The following is a 16,610-nucleotide window of genomic DNA, read 5'->3' as shown; positions in this document are numbered from 1 at the left end:
TCCTCCTTTTTATTTCACTACAGGTGCACTTGGTACAACTTCGTCTGGTGGTAATTTGTTCGTTACGTTGATGGCACCTGATTTGATTTGATCAGCTACATTCGAAAATGTTTGATTTGCTACGATGTTAATGAAGTTTACTTGCTCTTGCTGCGCTTTTCCATACGATAATTCACAAAACGTTGCTGGTGGAGCGACGAATGTAGTTGCACCTAACTCGATTGCTTTACGTAATGTTGCACCGCGACGACCTTCTGTTAAATCAAGCGCTGGGTTGCGATGATCTTCTACTGTACCGTCCTTTTTGATAATTCGTAATACTGTTCCCTCTACGATTGGTGTTACGATGCCGCCATCATTTACTACTACTGCGATTGCCATGTTCCAGTTCCTCCTATTTCGCGATTTGTGCGGCTTCACTCGCTTTTTGTAAAGCTTGTGATAAATCCGCTTTAATATCTTCAATATCTTCTAAACCGATTGATAATCGAATTAAGCCCGGTGTTACACCGCTTGCTAATTGCTGCTCTGGTGTTAAACGTGAATGTGATGTACTCGCTGGGTGAATCACAAGTGATTTCGAATCACCTACGTTTGCTACATGTGATAATAATTCCACATTGTTAATGAACGCTTTTGCTGCCTCTAATCCGCCTTTAATGCCAAAGCTAAAGATGGAGCCCGCGCCTTTTGGTAAGTATTTTTCGACTAACTGATTTGGGTCATTTCCCTCTAATGTTGGCAAGTTCACCCATTCTACGAGCTCATGCTGTGCCAAATATTCCGCAACGGCCTGTGCATTCAATACATGCTGACGTACGCGCACCGCTAATGACTCTAAACCTTGTATAAACAACCATGCATTAAACGGTGATAATGTCGCACCTAAATCATGCCCTAATTCAAATCGAGCCTTTGCGATAAATGCCTTTTCTCCAGCCGCCTCAACAAATGAACGATTTTCGATTAATTCATTTGGCTGAACAAAGGTCGGGAAACGGGTTTCCTTCCATTCAAACTTCCCGGCATCAATAATTGCACCACCTAGTGATGTTCCATGACCGCCAATGAACTTTGTCGTTGAATGAACAACAATATCTGCGCCAAATTCAATTGGCTTCGATAAATATGGCGTTGCAAATGTGTTATCTACAATGAGCGGAACATCATGTTGATGTGCAACTGCTGCTAAACCTTCGATATCCGCAATTTGTAAACTTGGGTTCCCAATTGTTTCCGTGAATACGGCGCGTGTTTTGTCATTGATTGCTGCTTCGACTTCTGCTAAATCCGAACCTTCAACAAAACGAACCGTTACGCCAAAGCGAGGTAATGTTTTAGAGAATAATGTATACGTACCTCCGTATAATGCGTTTGTCGCTACGATTTCTTCACCAGCTTGCGCTAATGTTAAAACCGCGATTAAAATTGCCGCTTGCCCTGAAGAAACCGCAAAGCCTGCCACACCACCTTCAAGTGCAGCTAAACGCTCCTCGAATACAGCGTTTGTTGGGTTAGCATTTCGTGAATATAGATAGCCACTGCCTTGTAATTTGAACAGGCTTGCTGCGTGCTCAGTATCATCAAAAACATAAGATGTTGTTTGATAAAGTGGAACTTCGCGTGAACGGGTAACTGAATCTACCGTTTGGCCAGTATGTAGGGCGATTGTTTCTTGGTTGAAAAATGTCATTTGGATGTGCTCCTTTAATTGAAGTATTTTTTTGTTAACTCATATATTTCAGGCTCGGTGATTTCACCCTTCACCGTATGCACTACTTCACCATCACGTATAAACAGCGTTGTTGGTAGTGTTGTGATCGCGTAGGCGTCCTTTAGTTCGCCACTGCGATCTAGTAAAATCGGAAAATCTAAGTCTTTATTCTTTACATATTGATTGACGATTTTCGTTGGTTCCTCAACGTTAATGGCATACAGCTGTACTGATTTTGCCTGCAAATTTGAATATACCGCATTCAGTGCAGGCATTTCTCGTTCACATGGAGGGCAATACGTAGCCCAGAAATTTAAGATGACGTTGCCAGAAGCGGAAATCGTTTGCCCCTCACCAGTTAGAGAATGTAGTGTGACATCTTTGGCGAGTACCTGTTGTTGTGACACGTTTGAAAAAATGGCGTACACAATTGCAAGCCCAAGTAGTAGAACTAAAGAAAGTTGAGTAATGCGCTTCATTTCACCTTCACCTCAACTTCAGGCATTTCGTGCATCTCCTCATAATCAACATGTGAAATAATGCGGTACACGCCACTTGCATCAAAACTCGTTTCGATTGAATACGTACCATCGCCATTATTTATTGGATTGACGGTTCCAATCGTTTGCCCATTCGGATTGATAAGTTCAAAATCTACCTCGGCATTTTCAGTCACCGGCTTTTCACCAGCTTCAATTTGCGCTGTAATTGTTATAGGCTCAAATGCTTCGACATTCTGTTTACTTGCTTCTATCGTTACTTCTAGGTGCTCTGTTTCCTGTGCACTACAGCCGGCAAGTAGCAGCACAGTAAGGAAGAGTCGTTTCAATTTAATCTGCCTTTAAATTCGTCCAAAACAGCAGACGCTTTTTTATTTTTTCGAACGCAACCATCACCGAAACAATGATAATACTGTTGAAAATAATGCCGGCTAACACGTAATGATATTGTGAGAAGTCGCTATAGTATTGAATGAAAAAGCCCATGCCACTCGATGCACCGAACATTTCGGCAATTGTTAATATTAAGAAGCTCATACCAAGCGCTGTGCCTGCACCACTTAAAATATGGGGAGCACTCGCTGGTAGCACCACGTTAAATAAAAACGTTGGATCCTTTAAGCCAAGTGATTTAGCGTTGTCTAAATAATGCTTTTCAATCAATAACACGCCGTGAATCGTGCCTAAAAACACTGGCCAAAATGCACCGATGAAAATGAGTGAAATGGATGCAGTTTGGAATGTCGGTAACAGCGCAATTGCATATGGAATAAATAATGTTGGTGGAATCGGGCTTAGTGCATGAAAGTATGGCATTAAAATTTCACGTAAGCGTTTGTTTAGTCCAAAAAACAGACCAGCTACAATGCCTGCAAGTAATGCCCCAAAAAAGCCAGGTATAAGGAGCTTCATCGAGCTACCAACACCACCAATTAGCTCCCCCCATTTTGTGACAAATGATTCGACAACCGTAAGTGGCTCTGGGAAAATAACTGGGTTAATCCACGAAGCATACTTGGTTACAAGTGCCCAAATAACAATGATTAGAATTCCTATAAAAATAGTCAGATTATAGCGCTTAAAAAATGTGAGCACAGGTTCTCACTCCCTTTAAATATTTTGTTCGTTAAAGCGTACAAGCTGCTTTTGATAGTAGCTATCATCTGGATGCTCCTCGATGAGCTCGTTTAACGCTTGCTCATATAGGTCAATATTTACATAATCGTTAATATTAATATCATCCACATTTTCAATGTAGCCAATTTCCTTCATTTGCTCCCACATTTGTCCAACCTTTTCCTTACTTGGGTCAGATGAGTAATTTGAATGCGGATCGTTGACAATTGTCTTAATTACGCTCTCATCTACTTTCATGTATTCCTTCGCTGCAGCGACCGCAACTTGTGGGTCTTCGCCTTTAATACGCTCAGCACGAATTAATGCTTTTAAGAAACGTTTATATGCCTCACCGTCATGATCTGATAATAATTCGGTACGTGTAACAACTCGGCAGCATACATGCCCCTCTTGTAAATCATTACTCCACGCAACCGCTTCTAAGCCCATATCTATCGCTTGTGCGTAAAACGAGTTCGCTGATACCGCAACATCAACTTTTCCTGATGCAACTGCCTCTAACAACATACTACCCGTTTTAAATTCAACGATTTCGACTTCGTTTTTCCAGTCAATACCGGCATCTTCAAGCGCTGAGCGGAATACGATATCTGATGTAAAAATACGAATCGTCCCTACCTTTTTACCTTTGTAGCTTTCAAGCGAAGTATATTGACCTGCATTTTCCTTCTTCGTTAAAATCGGGTGTCCACCTTCTAAATGCCCACCGATAATTGAAAAATCTGAACCATTTGCGATAAATGTTAGCGGACCTGCAGTACCGAACGATACACCGACATCAACTTTCCCTGCCTGTAATGCATTTAAACCATCTGCGGAGTTCGCAAACCCAACTCGATTAACTATTAAATTTTCATCTTCAAAGTAGCCTTCCTGGTAAGCAATGTCTACTAATGTTCCACCAGATGATTGGCTTAAGCCGACTGTAATTTCAAAATCTTCTTCAGCACTACCTGTTTTTACGTCTGTATCATCCCCACATGCTGCTAATACGCTCGCCGCGAGTAGAAAAGGTGCGAATAATTTTAATTTCTTCATTTAAAAAATCCTCCTAAATTCCTGCGCCATCTGACACTTCGTTTTTTATGCTATTTAAAATTTGTTCATTCATTTCGTTTAGTAATGATTCGCGGAACGAACGGAATTCGAAACTTTCAAATAATTTTTGACGGTCTGTTCCCTTTTTTACTGACACTTCAATTGATTTTGTCACTGCGCCATTTTTTCCAGGTGCAAAAATAATAATGCGGTCTGCTAAGTAAATGGCTTCATCGACATCATGCGTTACAAAAACAATGGTACGATTTTGCTGCGCACGAATTTGAACGATTAAATCTTGTAAGTGAATACGTGTAACAGGGTCAAGTGCGCCGAATGGTTCATCCATTAACAGCAGATCCGAGCCGTAGCTCAGTGCCCGTGCAATAGCCGCTCGTTGCTTCATTCCACCCGACATTTGCCCTGGGTACTTTTTAATGGCATGCCCTAAATTCACAAGCGTCAAATACTCTTCAGCGATATGTGTTAGCTCTTTTTTCGACTTGGTTTTGTTGCGTTGCTTGAGTGCTAGCACAACATTTGCTTGAGCAGTTAACCATGGGAACAGCGAATAATCTTGAAACACAACGCCGCAATCCGGATGCTTCGTCTTTACTGAATTCTCGTTGATGACAATGTCTCCATTATCAAAGCCTTCAAGCCCGGCAATCATGCGTAAAAATGTACTTTTGCCACAGCCAGACGGTCCCATGAATACAAGGAATTCACCTTCTTTTACATCTAAATCAATGTTATTTAAAATTTTCGTCGTCCCATCATAGCTAAAATCAATGCCACGCGCTTCGATTTTGTTTTTGCGCGAAAACTTTCGTTGCTCAGGAATTTCTATGGGCAGTTCCACCTCTTGTTGCAATAACACCATCTCACATCACCCTTTCGTTAAAAATTGATAGCCTAGGTTTTGAATCGTTGTGTCTACTGGTACATGCAACGTCATGGTACGAATATTGCGCCAAAATCGATCAAAGCCGAATTGGTTGGATGTTGAGCGGCTACCCATTACCTCAAAAATTCGTGAAGTAATATCTAAGCCTACTGTTGTCGTAAATACTTTCGCTGTTTGCAATGCCATTTCAAGCACAAAACGTTTTTCAGGTGTAATATTATTTGGATTGTCCCAAAGTTTCTGTAATAATGTATCGGCTTTATGTACCACCAAATTTGCCGCTTCTATCTGGACGTAAAACTGACCGTAATGATGCTGTATGATTGGATCTTCAATCGCGGACGTTTGAGCAATTGAACGTGGTCGAGTGTGCTGCTTTGTATAGCTTAGTGCTGATTGTAGCGCACCTTCTGCAATGCCTAAATACAGATGATTCAGAGTGAATGTAGCAATATTTAAACGCAGCTTTGAAAACTCACTAGCATTAAAACCGCGCTCTAACACTTCATCTGCTGAAACCTCAACTTGATTGAAAATGATTGTGCCACTGTCTGTTTGACGCTGCCCCATATTGTCCCAATCGCCTTTCATATCTATACCTATTCGATTACTTGGTATTACAACCAACAAAGGCTCTTCACGTCCCTCTTCCTGTGCCGATACAAGTAATACATCCGAATCAACGCTACCTGAACAAAATGTTTTCACACCGTTTAACACATAGCCTTTCGCCGTTTTTGTTGCAACTAGCTTAATGTCTACCGGGTTAAAGGCATTACCCCAAAATAGATTATGCGCTGCTGTTTCACGATAGAAGTATTCTTTCTGTGACTCGCTTCCACATAAATGCGGAGTTGCTAAATTCACAAAATGATAACCAAAAACATGTGCAAGTGAGCTATCTACTCGTGCAAAAATACGAACAACTTCAAAAACATCTCGCCAATTACCACCTAAACCACCATATTCACTAGGAATTAAAAGCTTTAAAAGCCCGCTTTCGCGGATTAAGTCTCGTTCATATTTTGCATTACCTCCTGTTTTATCTCGCTGTACCGCTGTTTGTTCAAACTGCGCTGCGAGTTCATAGGCAACTTCTTGAATGTTTGCCACTGCTGTCATATGTTGTGTGCACCCCTTTAAATTTAAAGTCCTTGAATTTTCTTACAATTCAACAAATCTTAATTCGTTAGTTTACAGATTCATTTTGCTAAAGTCAATAATTAATTTTTATAATTCTTATTAGTTTAATATGTTTTTAGTTAATTAACGTAATAAAGTAGTGGATAGGAAGGATAAATCTTCGATGAATATACATGAAAATGTCGTTATTCGAGGTGAATTTTTTATCAATTGAGCATTATTGAACACTCGCTACAATAAAAAGCCACTAACAATTTTGCTAGTAGCCCTTAAAATCTTTATCGCATCATGACTAAATAAATAATTAGTTGTGATATAGAAGGTAATAATAATGCAATTGAAAGAGAGATTACCGCACCTAATTTTGCTTTTTTAATTTTTGCCTCTTCCCCAGATTTCAAATGTTGAAAAAAGGATAATGTAAAATACAAACAACAAATATAAAAAATCGGTGGCATTAGTGACAACCATAACACCGATCCAAATTGGTTCATCATATCCATAACTAGCTCCCTATTATTGTATTTGAAGTAATTGTATCATAATCAACACCTATTATTTTACATTTTTCATTTAATCTATTCCCCACCATCGATGTTCGAATAAAACAAGCGCAAATTTTTGCGACTGCCTATCTGACTATTCTATGGGAGCGAAAAAAAAAGGTGCTACCGTAAAGCATCGGCGCACCTTAGTCTTGGGTTTTGCTAAAAATATCTTCAATGTCGATGTAAACCCCTGGAATTAACCCTGTTGCACGCGCAGGTCCATTCATCATAATATTTAAAAAGCCGTGCGCCATTACTTCAGAAGATACATGCTTATCGCCTTTAAGCCAATATTGTGCAATGCTAACCATGAGCGACACGATCACGATGCGAAACAGTTCTGGGGGAATATGTTTATCAAGCTTTAATTTTTCACGATTGAGTTTGTCTTCAAATACCGTTTCCGCAATGTCACTTAAACTTTGCTGAAACGAAACTACCCCTTTCGTATTGAAAATAATTTCTAGTAAATCGCGATCCTCCTGAAAACAATCAAAGATTTTGATAAGTGATAATTTGCGTGAATGAACTAATTCTTCAAGCGTATGTATCTCAGTTATATCGTCTAGCAGCGCATGTTCAATCTTCGAAATAAGCTCCTTTTCAAATTGCTCCACCATGTCGTATTTATCAACAAAATGTAAATAAAACGTGCCACGATTTAAATCAGCGCGCGTGGTAATATCTAAAATCGTCATCGCTTCAAATCCTTTTTCTCTTACTAATTCTAAACATGCTTTACGCAATGCTTCACGGGATTTTCGTTTTCTACGATCCATTTTTTCTCCTCCTTTTAATAAACAATATGGAACATTATGTTGAGTAACATACAGAGTACCTATTATTGTTTATGGGCATCGATTACGAAATTCTTTATAATCGCATTATACATTAATCAACATTACGTTGAGTAAATAGAAAGGACCAAATTGGCATATGAAGGAAAATAAATTTTTTATCATTCCGTTTCTTGCGGTTATATTAGTGTCGTTCATTTTTTTAATGGCACAGATTCCGACTGCGAAAATAGAGCCGAAGCATCTACCCATTGCATTAGTCAATGAAGATACTGGAGAGATTGGGGCTACCATTACTGAAAAATTAATTGAGAATGCGCCAGATGCAGTTAAGTTTATTGAATATGATTCTGTGGAAATTATGAAAGAGGCTATGAATCAGCGTGAAACTTACGGCGGTTTAGTCGTCCCAGAAAATTTTTCGGCGCAATTGGCTTCATTGCAATCAAACGCACCTGAAGCAGCGATTGTAGAAATATATGTAAATGAAGGCTACAATGCAAGCGTCGCAACTACCGTTGAAACGATGCTTCAAAAAATGGCGACACAACTTGGTTCAACAATGAGTGCGCAAACGATTGCAAAACTAACAGAGGTACAAACTTCGCTGCAACAGCAATTCGCAGACAATCCGCAATTAGCGGCAGCAGTATCCCCTGTTCAGCCACAGTTGATTCCGTTGCTTGCGACTCCGATTACAACAGAAACGTATAAAGTTAATCCAGTAAATGGGTTAGCCTCTGTACCAATGGGGTTATTTACATCTATATGGATTTCTAGCTTACTTGGCGCAGTTCTCTTTTACTTTGCTGGACGCAAGCGCAATTTCAGTTCGATGAAGCAAGCCCGCCTATTTCAAATGGCACAATCACTATTACCAATCGTTTATAACTTCTTTGCAGGCTATGTTATCACGCTAGTTTCCACATGGGTATTAGGCTATGAGTTCGAATCGTTCAATTCGGTTGCTTTGATGCTATCTATCGCATTTTTAGGCTATGTGTATTTAGTATTGGCATGTTTAAAATGGATTGGTATCGCTGTCGTGCCAATTTTTGCAATATTAATGTTCTTCGGACTGCCTTTAATTCAATTAGCACCGGAAATGCTTCCAAGTTTCTATCGCGATTATGTTGTGTCTTGGTTACCATTTGGCTTCTTAATTGAGGGCTTGAAAGATATTTTATTCTTCAGTGACGACGTGTTAAACAGTAATTCAACCGTGCTAATTGTCATTGCTATCATTGCATTTGTGCTAATTTGGGTGAAAAATTTGATGGAAAAGCATGAAATTAGCGAAAATTAATAAATGCAGTTTATGTGTAAAATTACACATAGACTGTTTTTTGATTTATAGTGAAAGACTATACTAATAGGCCATATCTAATTTTAGATTATAGCTCCTTCTCTTTAACGCGCCCCTCTTAGCTTTGGTATTCTTTCGTTAAGAGAAAACACATTTCGAGGTCGAATGAAGGCAGTTTCGAAATTCGAAAGGGTTACACTAAAAAATTTAGACATTTCTATGCACAAAAAAACGCGCATCCTTTTGCAAGATGCGCATGTACAAAAAATTAATTTGATTTTAAGAAGTTAGGATCCATGTAGGCTGGGTTTGGATACTTGTAAAAGCCTTCTCCTGTTGAAATCCCCATTTTCCCTTGGTCAATCATTTCACGCTTAATTTTTTCTGCAACAAATTTTGCAGCTGGGTCTATCTCAGCACGCATTAAGTTTAAGTTGTACGGTGTTTCCATACCAACAACATCATATATCGCGAATGGCCCGCGTGGTGCGCCGGTAGAAATCATCCAGTTTTTGTCAATCGTTTGTGGATCGGCAATATCTTTAACCCAAAGCTCCATCGCTGCTGATAGAAATGGCACTAATAATGTGTTTAAGATGTAGCCTGGTTGTTCTTTTTTTAGTACGAATGGAATCATGTTAATCGCACGCGCGAAGTCTGCTACTTGCTCCACGTACTGTTCTTCTGTACCAGGGTGACCCATTACTTCTGCTGTGTTGTTTTGCCAAATGGAGTTCGCAAAATGTAATGCTAAGAATTTTTCAGGTCTACCTGTAAAATGTGCAAATTGACTTGGTAATAATGTGGATGAATTTGATGCAAATACAGTTTTTTCAGGTGCAACTTTACCTAAATTTTCATAGAAGTTTTGTTTAATTTCGATACGCTCTGGCACCGCTTCAACAATGATGTCTGCGTCTCTTACTGCTTGTGCTAAATCCGTATAATAAGTTAGGCTAGCAAATGCCTTTTCTGCTTTTTCTGTATCGTTGAAATACTCACCATATGTCGCCTTTAATGACTCCATACGTGTTTTTGCTGCTTCAATTGCACCGTCATTTATGTCATAAACATTTACGTTAAAACCAAAAAATGCTGATTGGAATGCGATTTGGCTGCCTAATACACCGCTACCAGCGATCGTTACGTTTTTGAAATTCATAAGAATCTCTCCTTTGAAAGAATTTTAATGATATAACTTATACCTTTATGATAAAGCGCTTTCATGTGATATGATACATATATATTAAGGTTATTTCATAAACAAAAAACATATAAATGTAGGTGAAATCATGACAAGCGAACAATTTCCGTATTTGTTATTCTTAAAGATGTATCGAAGTGACCTGCAAAATGAAGCGACAGCGTACATTGAGAGTATTCCCGATTTGACCGCAATTGAGAAGCGTCAATTTCATCTCATTTCAATTTCATTTTTGCAATTTTTAGCAAATCAAATGAAGCAGCAGCAAGTCAATTTGGAAGCACTCCAATATTGGGTGCGCGTTCATCAGCACGGCTTGCCTGTTGATAAATCAAACTATTTCCCCATAGCAATTGAGCATGTTTTGCGTACAGTATTAGATTCAATCGACCATTCCAATAAAGAAGCGATTTTAGCAACGCATGAAGAAGTTATGAACCAAAGTATGCGTTCTTTTATGCAATTACTTGAAAAGCCTATAGCTACCCTTGAATTGACGAAGGCTTCATTAAAGCAACTTGATGCATTTAGTATTGAATTGATTCAGCTTAATGGTACGGAGGATTTACCGCTACTTTTAGTAAAGGCCGAGGAAATTTTTCAATTTAAGCGCTGTATTTTTTATAGTTATAATCCTTGGCTCAATGAGTTTTCAGGTGTCATTGGTACTGAATTACCTAAAGTACAACGTATGCAAGGTAATATCGAAATCGAGCCGGTTTTTACGTTAAAAAAACCCATTTTCCTTAAAGATCCTGCGCCATATGTACAACAAGTAGCAATTGATTTGTTTGGGCTTTCTTCCGTCATATTTATTCCGATTGAATATGAACAGCAGTTATTTGGTTGGATATCATTTGACCAAATGGGAGAAACATTTGATTGTGACAATGAAAAATTGTTTTTACTTGAACAAGCAGGCAAGCGTCTTGGTATGTATTTAGCCCGTAAGCAACTGCGCAATCACTTGAATCACCGTATGCAGCTAAGCGAGAAGGAATATACGATTTTGTATTTGCTTGCTGAAGGCTATAAAAATAAAGAAATTGCGAATGTTCTGTTTTTAAGCGAATTTACAGTGCGTGATTATGTGCAACGATTAATGGACAAATTGCAGGCGAACAATCGAACTCAAATCATTTCGACTGCTTTTCGTATGGGGCTGGTGGAATAAATAAGGTGTTTTGGAGCATGTAAAGGAGCAGCCTTTAGGAATTTAATACGCAAAATCTCATAAATAAAGGCATGTAAAATCGCAATCATTTTATATGCTTATTTTGATTACAGAATTTATGTAGTAGATATGTATCGAAAATAAAAACAACATTGAAGGATGAATGTGATGAAACGAATAGTGATTCTTACTATTGGCCCTACGCATAGTGGAAAAACGACGCTTGCTCGGCAACTTGAACAGGCGCTCGTGAATTTTGTCGTGCTCGATCAAGATAATCAGGCGGAATTTTTAAATGCACATTATGAAAAGCTCGTACCACAAAACGGGCCGAATACTCTGAAATTTCTTCTATCTGAAACATTATTGCACTATGCCATTGCAGAAACTAGTTACAATTTAATTTTATGTAATAGCAATATCCATAAAGCCCCGCGCCAGCAGCTATTGGCACGCTTCTTCCCTGCTGAGCAATTTGTTCGCGTGTACATTCACTTTGATTTTGCACGAGAAGTGTTACAAACCCGAATTGACAACACATTGCGTGACACAAAACTATTTCGCGACTCAACTTATACATATGAGGAATTGCTAGAAAGTCAGCTTCCACAAATCGATTCCCCCACTTGCGATGAGGTCGATTATGTTATGACAGTTGATGAACAGACTACGGCGCAGCAGTTATTAAGTAAAATCGAAATGATTATACAAAAGAAGGATGGCATTTGACAATAATTGGAAGAAGCTTTGATTTACTGCAGGATGTTTCAGTCATCAATACTGATATATTAATAGCGTTTATTGAAATGCTAGAGCAAAAGTGAGATTTTCTCTCGCTTTTTTGTGTTGTGGAGATATTTTATCAGGTTGTTAAACATATATTTAATAAGGATGCTGTGAATTGGTTAATCGATTATAATCGATTCCTATTGATTACAAATAAATAATCGGTAGAGGTGATAATTATGGATAAACAAGAATCTCCGACTGTAGAATTTAAACGTAAATTAACGAAGGATGTAAAACGGGAAGTTATTGCATTTGCTAATACTCTAGGAGGCGAGTTATATATTGGTATTGACAATGACGGCTCCGTATTAGGTTTAAAAAATGCCAAGAAAGTATCAAAGTCTGTTTCTAATATGCTACGTGACTGCGTTCAACCGGACATTTCAGTACACACCTTTATAGAACTTGAAACAATTGACGAAAAAGAAATCATAAAAATTTCCGTGTCACGTGGTACAGGACGTCCTTATTATTTGAAGAATAAAGGAATGAACCCATCAGGCGTATTTGTTCGCGAGGGAACTTCTGTTATAAAGGCTTCTGAAGAAAATATCCGTCAGATGATTCTCGAAACAGATAGCACAAACTTCGAAACAATGCCAAGTATACAACAGGACTTAACGTTCCATGATGCTTTAGAAGTATTCGAAAAACAGGGAATAAAGTTTGCAGCGAAGCAGCAACGAAAGCTTGGCTTGCTAACAGAGGACGGCTATTTTACAAATTTAGCCTTACTTATTTCCGACCAATGTGAACATACCATTAAATGCGCACGTTTTTTAGATAATGATAAACTCGAAGTTCAAAATCGCAAAGAGTTTAGCGGATCCATTTTAACCCAAGTTGATCAAGCTTTAAAATATTTGAATTTCGATAATGAAAAATCCGCTCATCTTGAAGGTTTACAAAGCGAAGAACATGAAATCTTCCCTTCTTATGCTTTACGTGAAGCGTTAGTCAATGCAGTTACACACCGTGATTATAGCTATAGTGGAAGTATCCTCGTTCACCTTTTCCAAAACGAAATTGAAATTATTTCTGTTGGTGGTTTGGTAAACGGTTTGACGGTCGAGGATATTGATCTGGGGATTTCACAAAGCCGCAATGCAAAGTTAGCGAATGTTTTTTACCGTTTAAAATGGATTGAAAGGTACGGCACAGGTTTACAATGTATGGTTGAAAGCTACAAAGATAGCACCGTGTCACCTGCATGGCGAATCGGACCGAATGCCTTCGTTGTGACATTACCTAAAAAACCATTTCTAACAGCACCAATGGAAGATGAACATTTAACTACTTGGTTAACCCATCACCCTGAATTTTCAGCAAAAGAGCTCGAAACCTTTTTAAATAAAAGTAAGACAACTGTGCGTAAAATTATAGATAAGCTAATTCTAGCCAATCAAATTGAACGTATCGGATATGGGCCGAAAACAAAATATCAAATTATTGAATGAATGCTAACCTCACGTTATTTTTTACGTGAGGTTATTGCGATGCAGCACTATTTTTCTCCACCACCAAATATCAATTATCCTTCACTGAATAATCACCGTATTCCCTACTTAATGTGATGGAGCTTAGCTTTTTTTCATCATTGGCAAAGACAATTTTAAAGTTCGACTCCAGTACTTCTCCACCACCAAAGCCAATCGAAATTCCCAATGCTTCTTCCATCATCTCCGTTGTCGTATATGGACCGAATGCATCAACTTGTGTCCATTCGAAATTCGTGACTTTGGTTAAATCAATGACCGTTTCACCTTGTTCAAGTAAATCAATCAGTTTTCCTTTTGACACTGTGTATTGTTGCGCAGTGAGTGCCCAATATAAAAGTCCGCATAATAGGGAAACAACTAAAATAAGAGGTATATTTTTTTTCATAATTTTGCCCCTAGCCAAACACTTTCATTCACCCTATCATAGTATTTCACTTCATACGTCCGCATTGTCCGTAAATCTCCGCGATATGCCACTTTGCCCTCCCCAATGAGTGCAAGCAAACGATATTCAATCCATGTATCATGAATGTCGTGCACACTAAAGCCTAGCACATGACCGATGATGCGTGGTGCTCGAATATATTCTTCATTGGATTCCTGCTGGAGCTCTTGTAAATAATGAAAAATCAGCGCATCGTCACGCGTTTCGACATCCTCTAAAATTTCACCACGGCGCCATGTGCGAAGAAGCGAGTTGCCCTGCATAAGTTTCGCTGCCTGCTTAGCATAATCACTTATCTCTTCTGGTGCTAACTGCTCAAACAGCTTTTCCGTGAGCATATGACGAAACTGCTCTGAACTGACCTCTCCTGTATGACGAATTTCCATCTGAACATTATGCTGAGGGTGTAAATACAGCATATTTTCATAGGTATCACAGAAATAAATTGGGCAATTTTTAAACTGTAAGACATGACAAATAAGACATAGCCCAAACTGCTCGGCAGCATTCTCACTCGCCCAAACAAGCACCGAATCATCTTCAGTCACCTTTTCTAGTTGCTTTATTGCCTGTTCAAAACTATTTCCCCACTGTGAGCCATCCATTCGAAAAGCATGCTCGAGCCAAGATGACCGCTGTTTCAATCCTTCTTTTGTTAATAGCTCTTGAATTGGACCCTCCCCTAAATAGTCAGGGAACGCAATGATTTGGGCTGTTTCCTTTTTTAATGCAAACTTTAAAGAACAAGCTGCTGATTCACCGAAAATTATATGTTTCATAACTGCTCCTTCTCATTTCCATTACTGATGCCATTCCAGCAAGTAGATTTTTCTCTGCGACTTTCTATACACGCCAATTACATAATCTTGACCGTAATTTTCAGCTTTATGAAAATAATAATCACCGATCGAATATTCAATAGGGTGTTTGTCAAATGCTTCACGAATTGCTGTTTGTGTTTCTGTATCTCCTAAATGTGTATTAATGGTATCGGTTATAAAACGACTGACCTTGCCCGAAATAATCGTATCATTTTTTTCTGTTATCTTAATCAAATCCGCATCACTTGGAGTAAGAAGTTCCTGTTCAAAATGCATGATTGAATACCATTCGCCGTCCCCATGTGATGCATATTTTGTCTCCCAAACTTGTTCAAAACGTTGTGGCTCTGGCAATTCAATGCCCCATCTTTCCTCATAACGTTGCGCGATTTCAAGCATTGTTGGCTCAAACGACGGTCTTAAAAGTAAATAGAGCAGCACACCTATACTGCCGAAAATAAGCACTTTTTTCACACCTACACGCTCCTTTGAAATGGAAACGGATTTTCATACATAAGGTTTCATTTACACGAATGAAACGCGTATATATTGCTCTTGCGCGATATTATGTAGTTGTGTTAATTCAATTTCTTGTATCGATATTGTACGTTTTTTTAGAATTGGTCGAGGGATTTCATCCGCCCAAAAGCGCAGTAACTGGACAATTTGATCGGGGGAAAGCTGTTTCTTAATATAGTTCAATAAGTCGTTTACAAATTCCTCATTCCAATTACCATCGACGCCATAGATGAAAGGTTTGTCATTATAATTTATTAAATCATAGGGCGGATTTCCCCACTCGTAAACATGTAGCTTGGCAAATGCCCCTTCATCTGGCGCATGTAATATTTGCGCGTCATCATCCATCGAGTGCCATGGCTGCTCTGGAAATTGCTCAGAAATCGGATACATTTTTTTCAATTCACTTACAGAAATATAGTCAATACCTGTATAATCCACTTCATTCAATTGTTTGTCTGCCACGAATACGGTGTATAATGTCATATTTTTATTCTCCTCGTTTATCCTGAAAATATTGGCCAGCAAAAATGGTTTGCTCTTTGAAACGTCCTTCTGAATCGATCCATGAAATGTTTAGTTTATAGGTTTCAAAAATGTTCTGTAACTGCTCGGCTGTGAAATCCTTTGCGTAAAAAATAAAACGATCTGAATCGTGTTCAAAGCTACCATTTCTAAAATTCTACCCGCGTCCATTCCCATTCATATACTTCTTCCCATAGTCCAACTTGACCTGATCCCTCAAGATATCCCAGTCGAAATCATGTTGAACCACTAGCTTACGAAACTTATTGCCATTTCGAACACGATAATCAAACACCACAACCGCGTAATATTGTTCGATTTCTTCCTTTGTAAAATTGCCATTCCTATGTATTAACAATTTTACTTCTTCTTCATTCAAATGTTGAAGCTCCAATTGCAGTTCATCGTCCAAAGTTTTTTCTTTTTGCGAGCAGCCTACAAGCAGCAGCGCAATTAATGATGTAAACATGAATTTCTTCATAGAATCACCTCTATTTATATTGTCAATTAATTACCAAATAAAAACAACCGAATAATACCATTA

Annotated in this window: 20 protein-coding genes; 4 read left to right on the top strand and 16 right to left on the bottom strand. The window is 38.6% G+C overall.

Translation table 11 applies throughout. From position 1 onward, the window contains the following. Positions 1–9: 9 nt before the first annotated feature. The 10 genes from O7776_RS08695 to O7776_RS08650 all read right to left on the bottom strand — a co-directional run bounded on the left by O7776_RS08695 (position 10) and on the right by O7776_RS08650 (position 7,766). Complete coding sequence (locus O7776_RS08695) at positions 10–381, bottom strand: chemotaxis protein CheY (RefSeq protein ID WP_274310204.1); 372 nt, start codon at positions 379–381, stop codon at positions 10–12. 13 nt (positions 382–394) lie between these two features. Continuing rightward, complete coding sequence (locus O7776_RS08690; RefSeq protein ID WP_274310203.1) at positions 395–1,693, bottom strand: O-acetylhomoserine aminocarboxypropyltransferase/cysteine synthase family protein; 1,299 nt, start codon at positions 1,691–1,693, stop codon at positions 395–397. Positions 1,694–1,707: 14 nt separating this feature from the next. Further along, positions 1,708–2,193, bottom strand: a complete 486-nt coding sequence (locus O7776_RS08685; RefSeq protein WP_274310202.1) for a redoxin domain-containing protein — start codon at positions 2,191–2,193, stop codon at positions 1,708–1,710. After that, positions 2,190–2,543 (bottom strand): FixH family protein, encoded by a 354-nt coding sequence (locus O7776_RS08680; protein WP_274310201.1) that lies wholly within the window; start codon positions 2,541–2,543, stop codon positions 2,190–2,192. The genes O7776_RS08685 and O7776_RS08680 overlap by 4 nt, the downstream gene beginning before the upstream one ends. 1 nt (position 2,544) lies before the next feature. Next, on the bottom strand, positions 2,545–3,309 hold the full coding sequence (locus tag O7776_RS08675; protein WP_274310200.1) for an ABC transporter permease: 765 nt from the start codon (positions 3,307–3,309) through the stop codon (positions 2,545–2,547). Positions 3,310–3,324: 15 nt separating this feature from the next. After that, on the bottom strand, positions 3,325–4,389 hold the full coding sequence (locus tag O7776_RS08670; protein ID WP_274310199.1) for an ABC transporter substrate-binding protein: 1,065 nt from the start codon (positions 4,387–4,389) through the stop codon (positions 3,325–3,327). A 13-nt stretch (positions 4,390–4,402) separates the two neighbouring features. Then, complete coding sequence (locus tag O7776_RS08665; protein ID WP_274310198.1) at positions 4,403–5,272, bottom strand: ABC transporter ATP-binding protein; 870 nt, start codon at positions 5,270–5,272, stop codon at positions 4,403–4,405. A 6-nt stretch (positions 5,273–5,278) separates the two neighbouring features. After that, positions 5,279–6,418 carry an acyl-CoA dehydrogenase family protein gene (locus O7776_RS08660; RefSeq protein ID WP_274310197.1) on the bottom strand — a complete coding sequence of 380 codons (1,140 nt, stop codon included), beginning with the start codon at positions 6,416–6,418 and terminating at the stop codon, positions 5,279–5,281. Between the two features lie 299 nt (positions 6,419–6,717). Next, on the bottom strand, positions 6,718–6,942 hold the full coding sequence (locus O7776_RS08655) for a hypothetical protein (RefSeq protein ID WP_274310196.1): 225 nt from the start codon (positions 6,940–6,942) through the stop codon (positions 6,718–6,720). 188 nt (positions 6,943–7,130) lie between these two features. Beyond that, positions 7,131–7,766 carry a TetR/AcrR family transcriptional regulator gene (locus tag O7776_RS08650; RefSeq protein ID WP_274310195.1) on the bottom strand — a complete coding sequence of 212 codons (636 nt, stop codon included), beginning with the start codon at positions 7,764–7,766 and terminating at the stop codon, positions 7,131–7,133. A 157-nt stretch (positions 7,767–7,923) separates the two neighbouring features. Between O7776_RS08650 and O7776_RS08645 the strand changes: the two genes are divergently transcribed. Then, positions 7,924–9,090 (top strand): YhgE/Pip domain-containing protein, encoded by a 1,167-nt coding sequence (locus O7776_RS08645; protein WP_274310194.1) that lies wholly within the window; start codon positions 7,924–7,926, stop codon positions 9,088–9,090. 268 nt (positions 9,091–9,358) lie between these two features. Here O7776_RS08645 and O7776_RS08640 read toward each other — a convergent pair whose 3' ends face one another. Beyond that, complete coding sequence (locus O7776_RS08640; protein ID WP_274310193.1) at positions 9,359–10,252, bottom strand: 3-hydroxyacyl-CoA dehydrogenase; 894 nt, start codon at positions 10,250–10,252, stop codon at positions 9,359–9,361. A gap of 130 nt (positions 10,253–10,382) precedes the next feature. On the opposite strand from O7776_RS08640, the gene O7776_RS08635 reads away from it, so the two are divergent. The 3 genes from O7776_RS08635 to O7776_RS08625 all read left to right on the top strand — a co-directional run bounded on the left by O7776_RS08635 (position 10,383) and on the right by O7776_RS08625 (position 13,714). Then, positions 10,383–11,468, top strand: coding sequence for a response regulator transcription factor (locus O7776_RS08635; RefSeq protein ID WP_274310192.1), 1,086 nt, complete (start codon positions 10,383–10,385; stop codon positions 11,466–11,468). A gap of 168 nt (positions 11,469–11,636) precedes the next feature. Beyond that, complete coding sequence (locus tag O7776_RS08630) at positions 11,637–12,197, top strand: AAA family ATPase (protein ID WP_274310191.1); 561 nt, start codon at positions 11,637–11,639, stop codon at positions 12,195–12,197. 236 nt (positions 12,198–12,433) lie between these two features. Then, positions 12,434–13,714, top strand: a complete 1,281-nt coding sequence (locus O7776_RS08625; RefSeq protein ID WP_274310190.1) for an RNA-binding domain-containing protein — start codon at positions 12,434–12,436, stop codon at positions 13,712–13,714. A 70-nt stretch (positions 13,715–13,784) separates the two neighbouring features. Here O7776_RS08625 and O7776_RS08620 read toward each other — a convergent pair whose 3' ends face one another. From O7776_RS08620 to O7776_RS08600, 5 genes are all read right to left on the bottom strand, one after another. Continuing rightward, positions 13,785–14,141, bottom strand: a complete 357-nt coding sequence (locus O7776_RS08620) for a hypothetical protein (RefSeq protein ID WP_274310189.1) — start codon at positions 14,139–14,141, stop codon at positions 13,785–13,787. After that, positions 14,138–14,980 carry a DUF1835 domain-containing protein gene (locus tag O7776_RS08615; protein ID WP_274310188.1) on the bottom strand — a complete coding sequence of 281 codons (843 nt, stop codon included), beginning with the start codon at positions 14,978–14,980 and terminating at the stop codon, positions 14,138–14,140. Before O7776_RS08615 ends, O7776_RS08620 begins: the two co-directional genes overlap by 4 nt. A gap of 21 nt (positions 14,981–15,001) precedes the next feature. Then, a complete protein-coding gene (locus tag O7776_RS08610) occupies positions 15,002–15,496 on the bottom strand; it encodes a hypothetical protein (RefSeq protein ID WP_274310187.1) in 495 nt (164 codons plus the stop codon). A 51-nt stretch (positions 15,497–15,547) separates the two neighbouring features. Beyond that, positions 15,548–16,027 carry a hypothetical protein gene (locus O7776_RS08605; RefSeq protein ID WP_274310186.1) on the bottom strand — a complete coding sequence of 160 codons (480 nt, stop codon included), beginning with the start codon at positions 16,025–16,027 and terminating at the stop codon, positions 15,548–15,550. A 196-nt stretch (positions 16,028–16,223) separates the two neighbouring features. Continuing rightward, positions 16,224–16,547, bottom strand: a complete 324-nt coding sequence (locus O7776_RS08600) for a hypothetical protein (RefSeq protein WP_274310185.1) — start codon at positions 16,545–16,547, stop codon at positions 16,224–16,226. Positions 16,548–16,610 lie beyond the last annotated feature (63 nt).

The sequence above is a fragment of the Solibacillus daqui genome (assembly GCF_028747805.1).
GTDB lineage: Bacteria > Bacillota > Bacilli > Bacillales_A > Planococcaceae > Solibacillus > Solibacillus daqui.
This window is presented reverse-complemented; position numbering and strand designations above follow the sequence as displayed.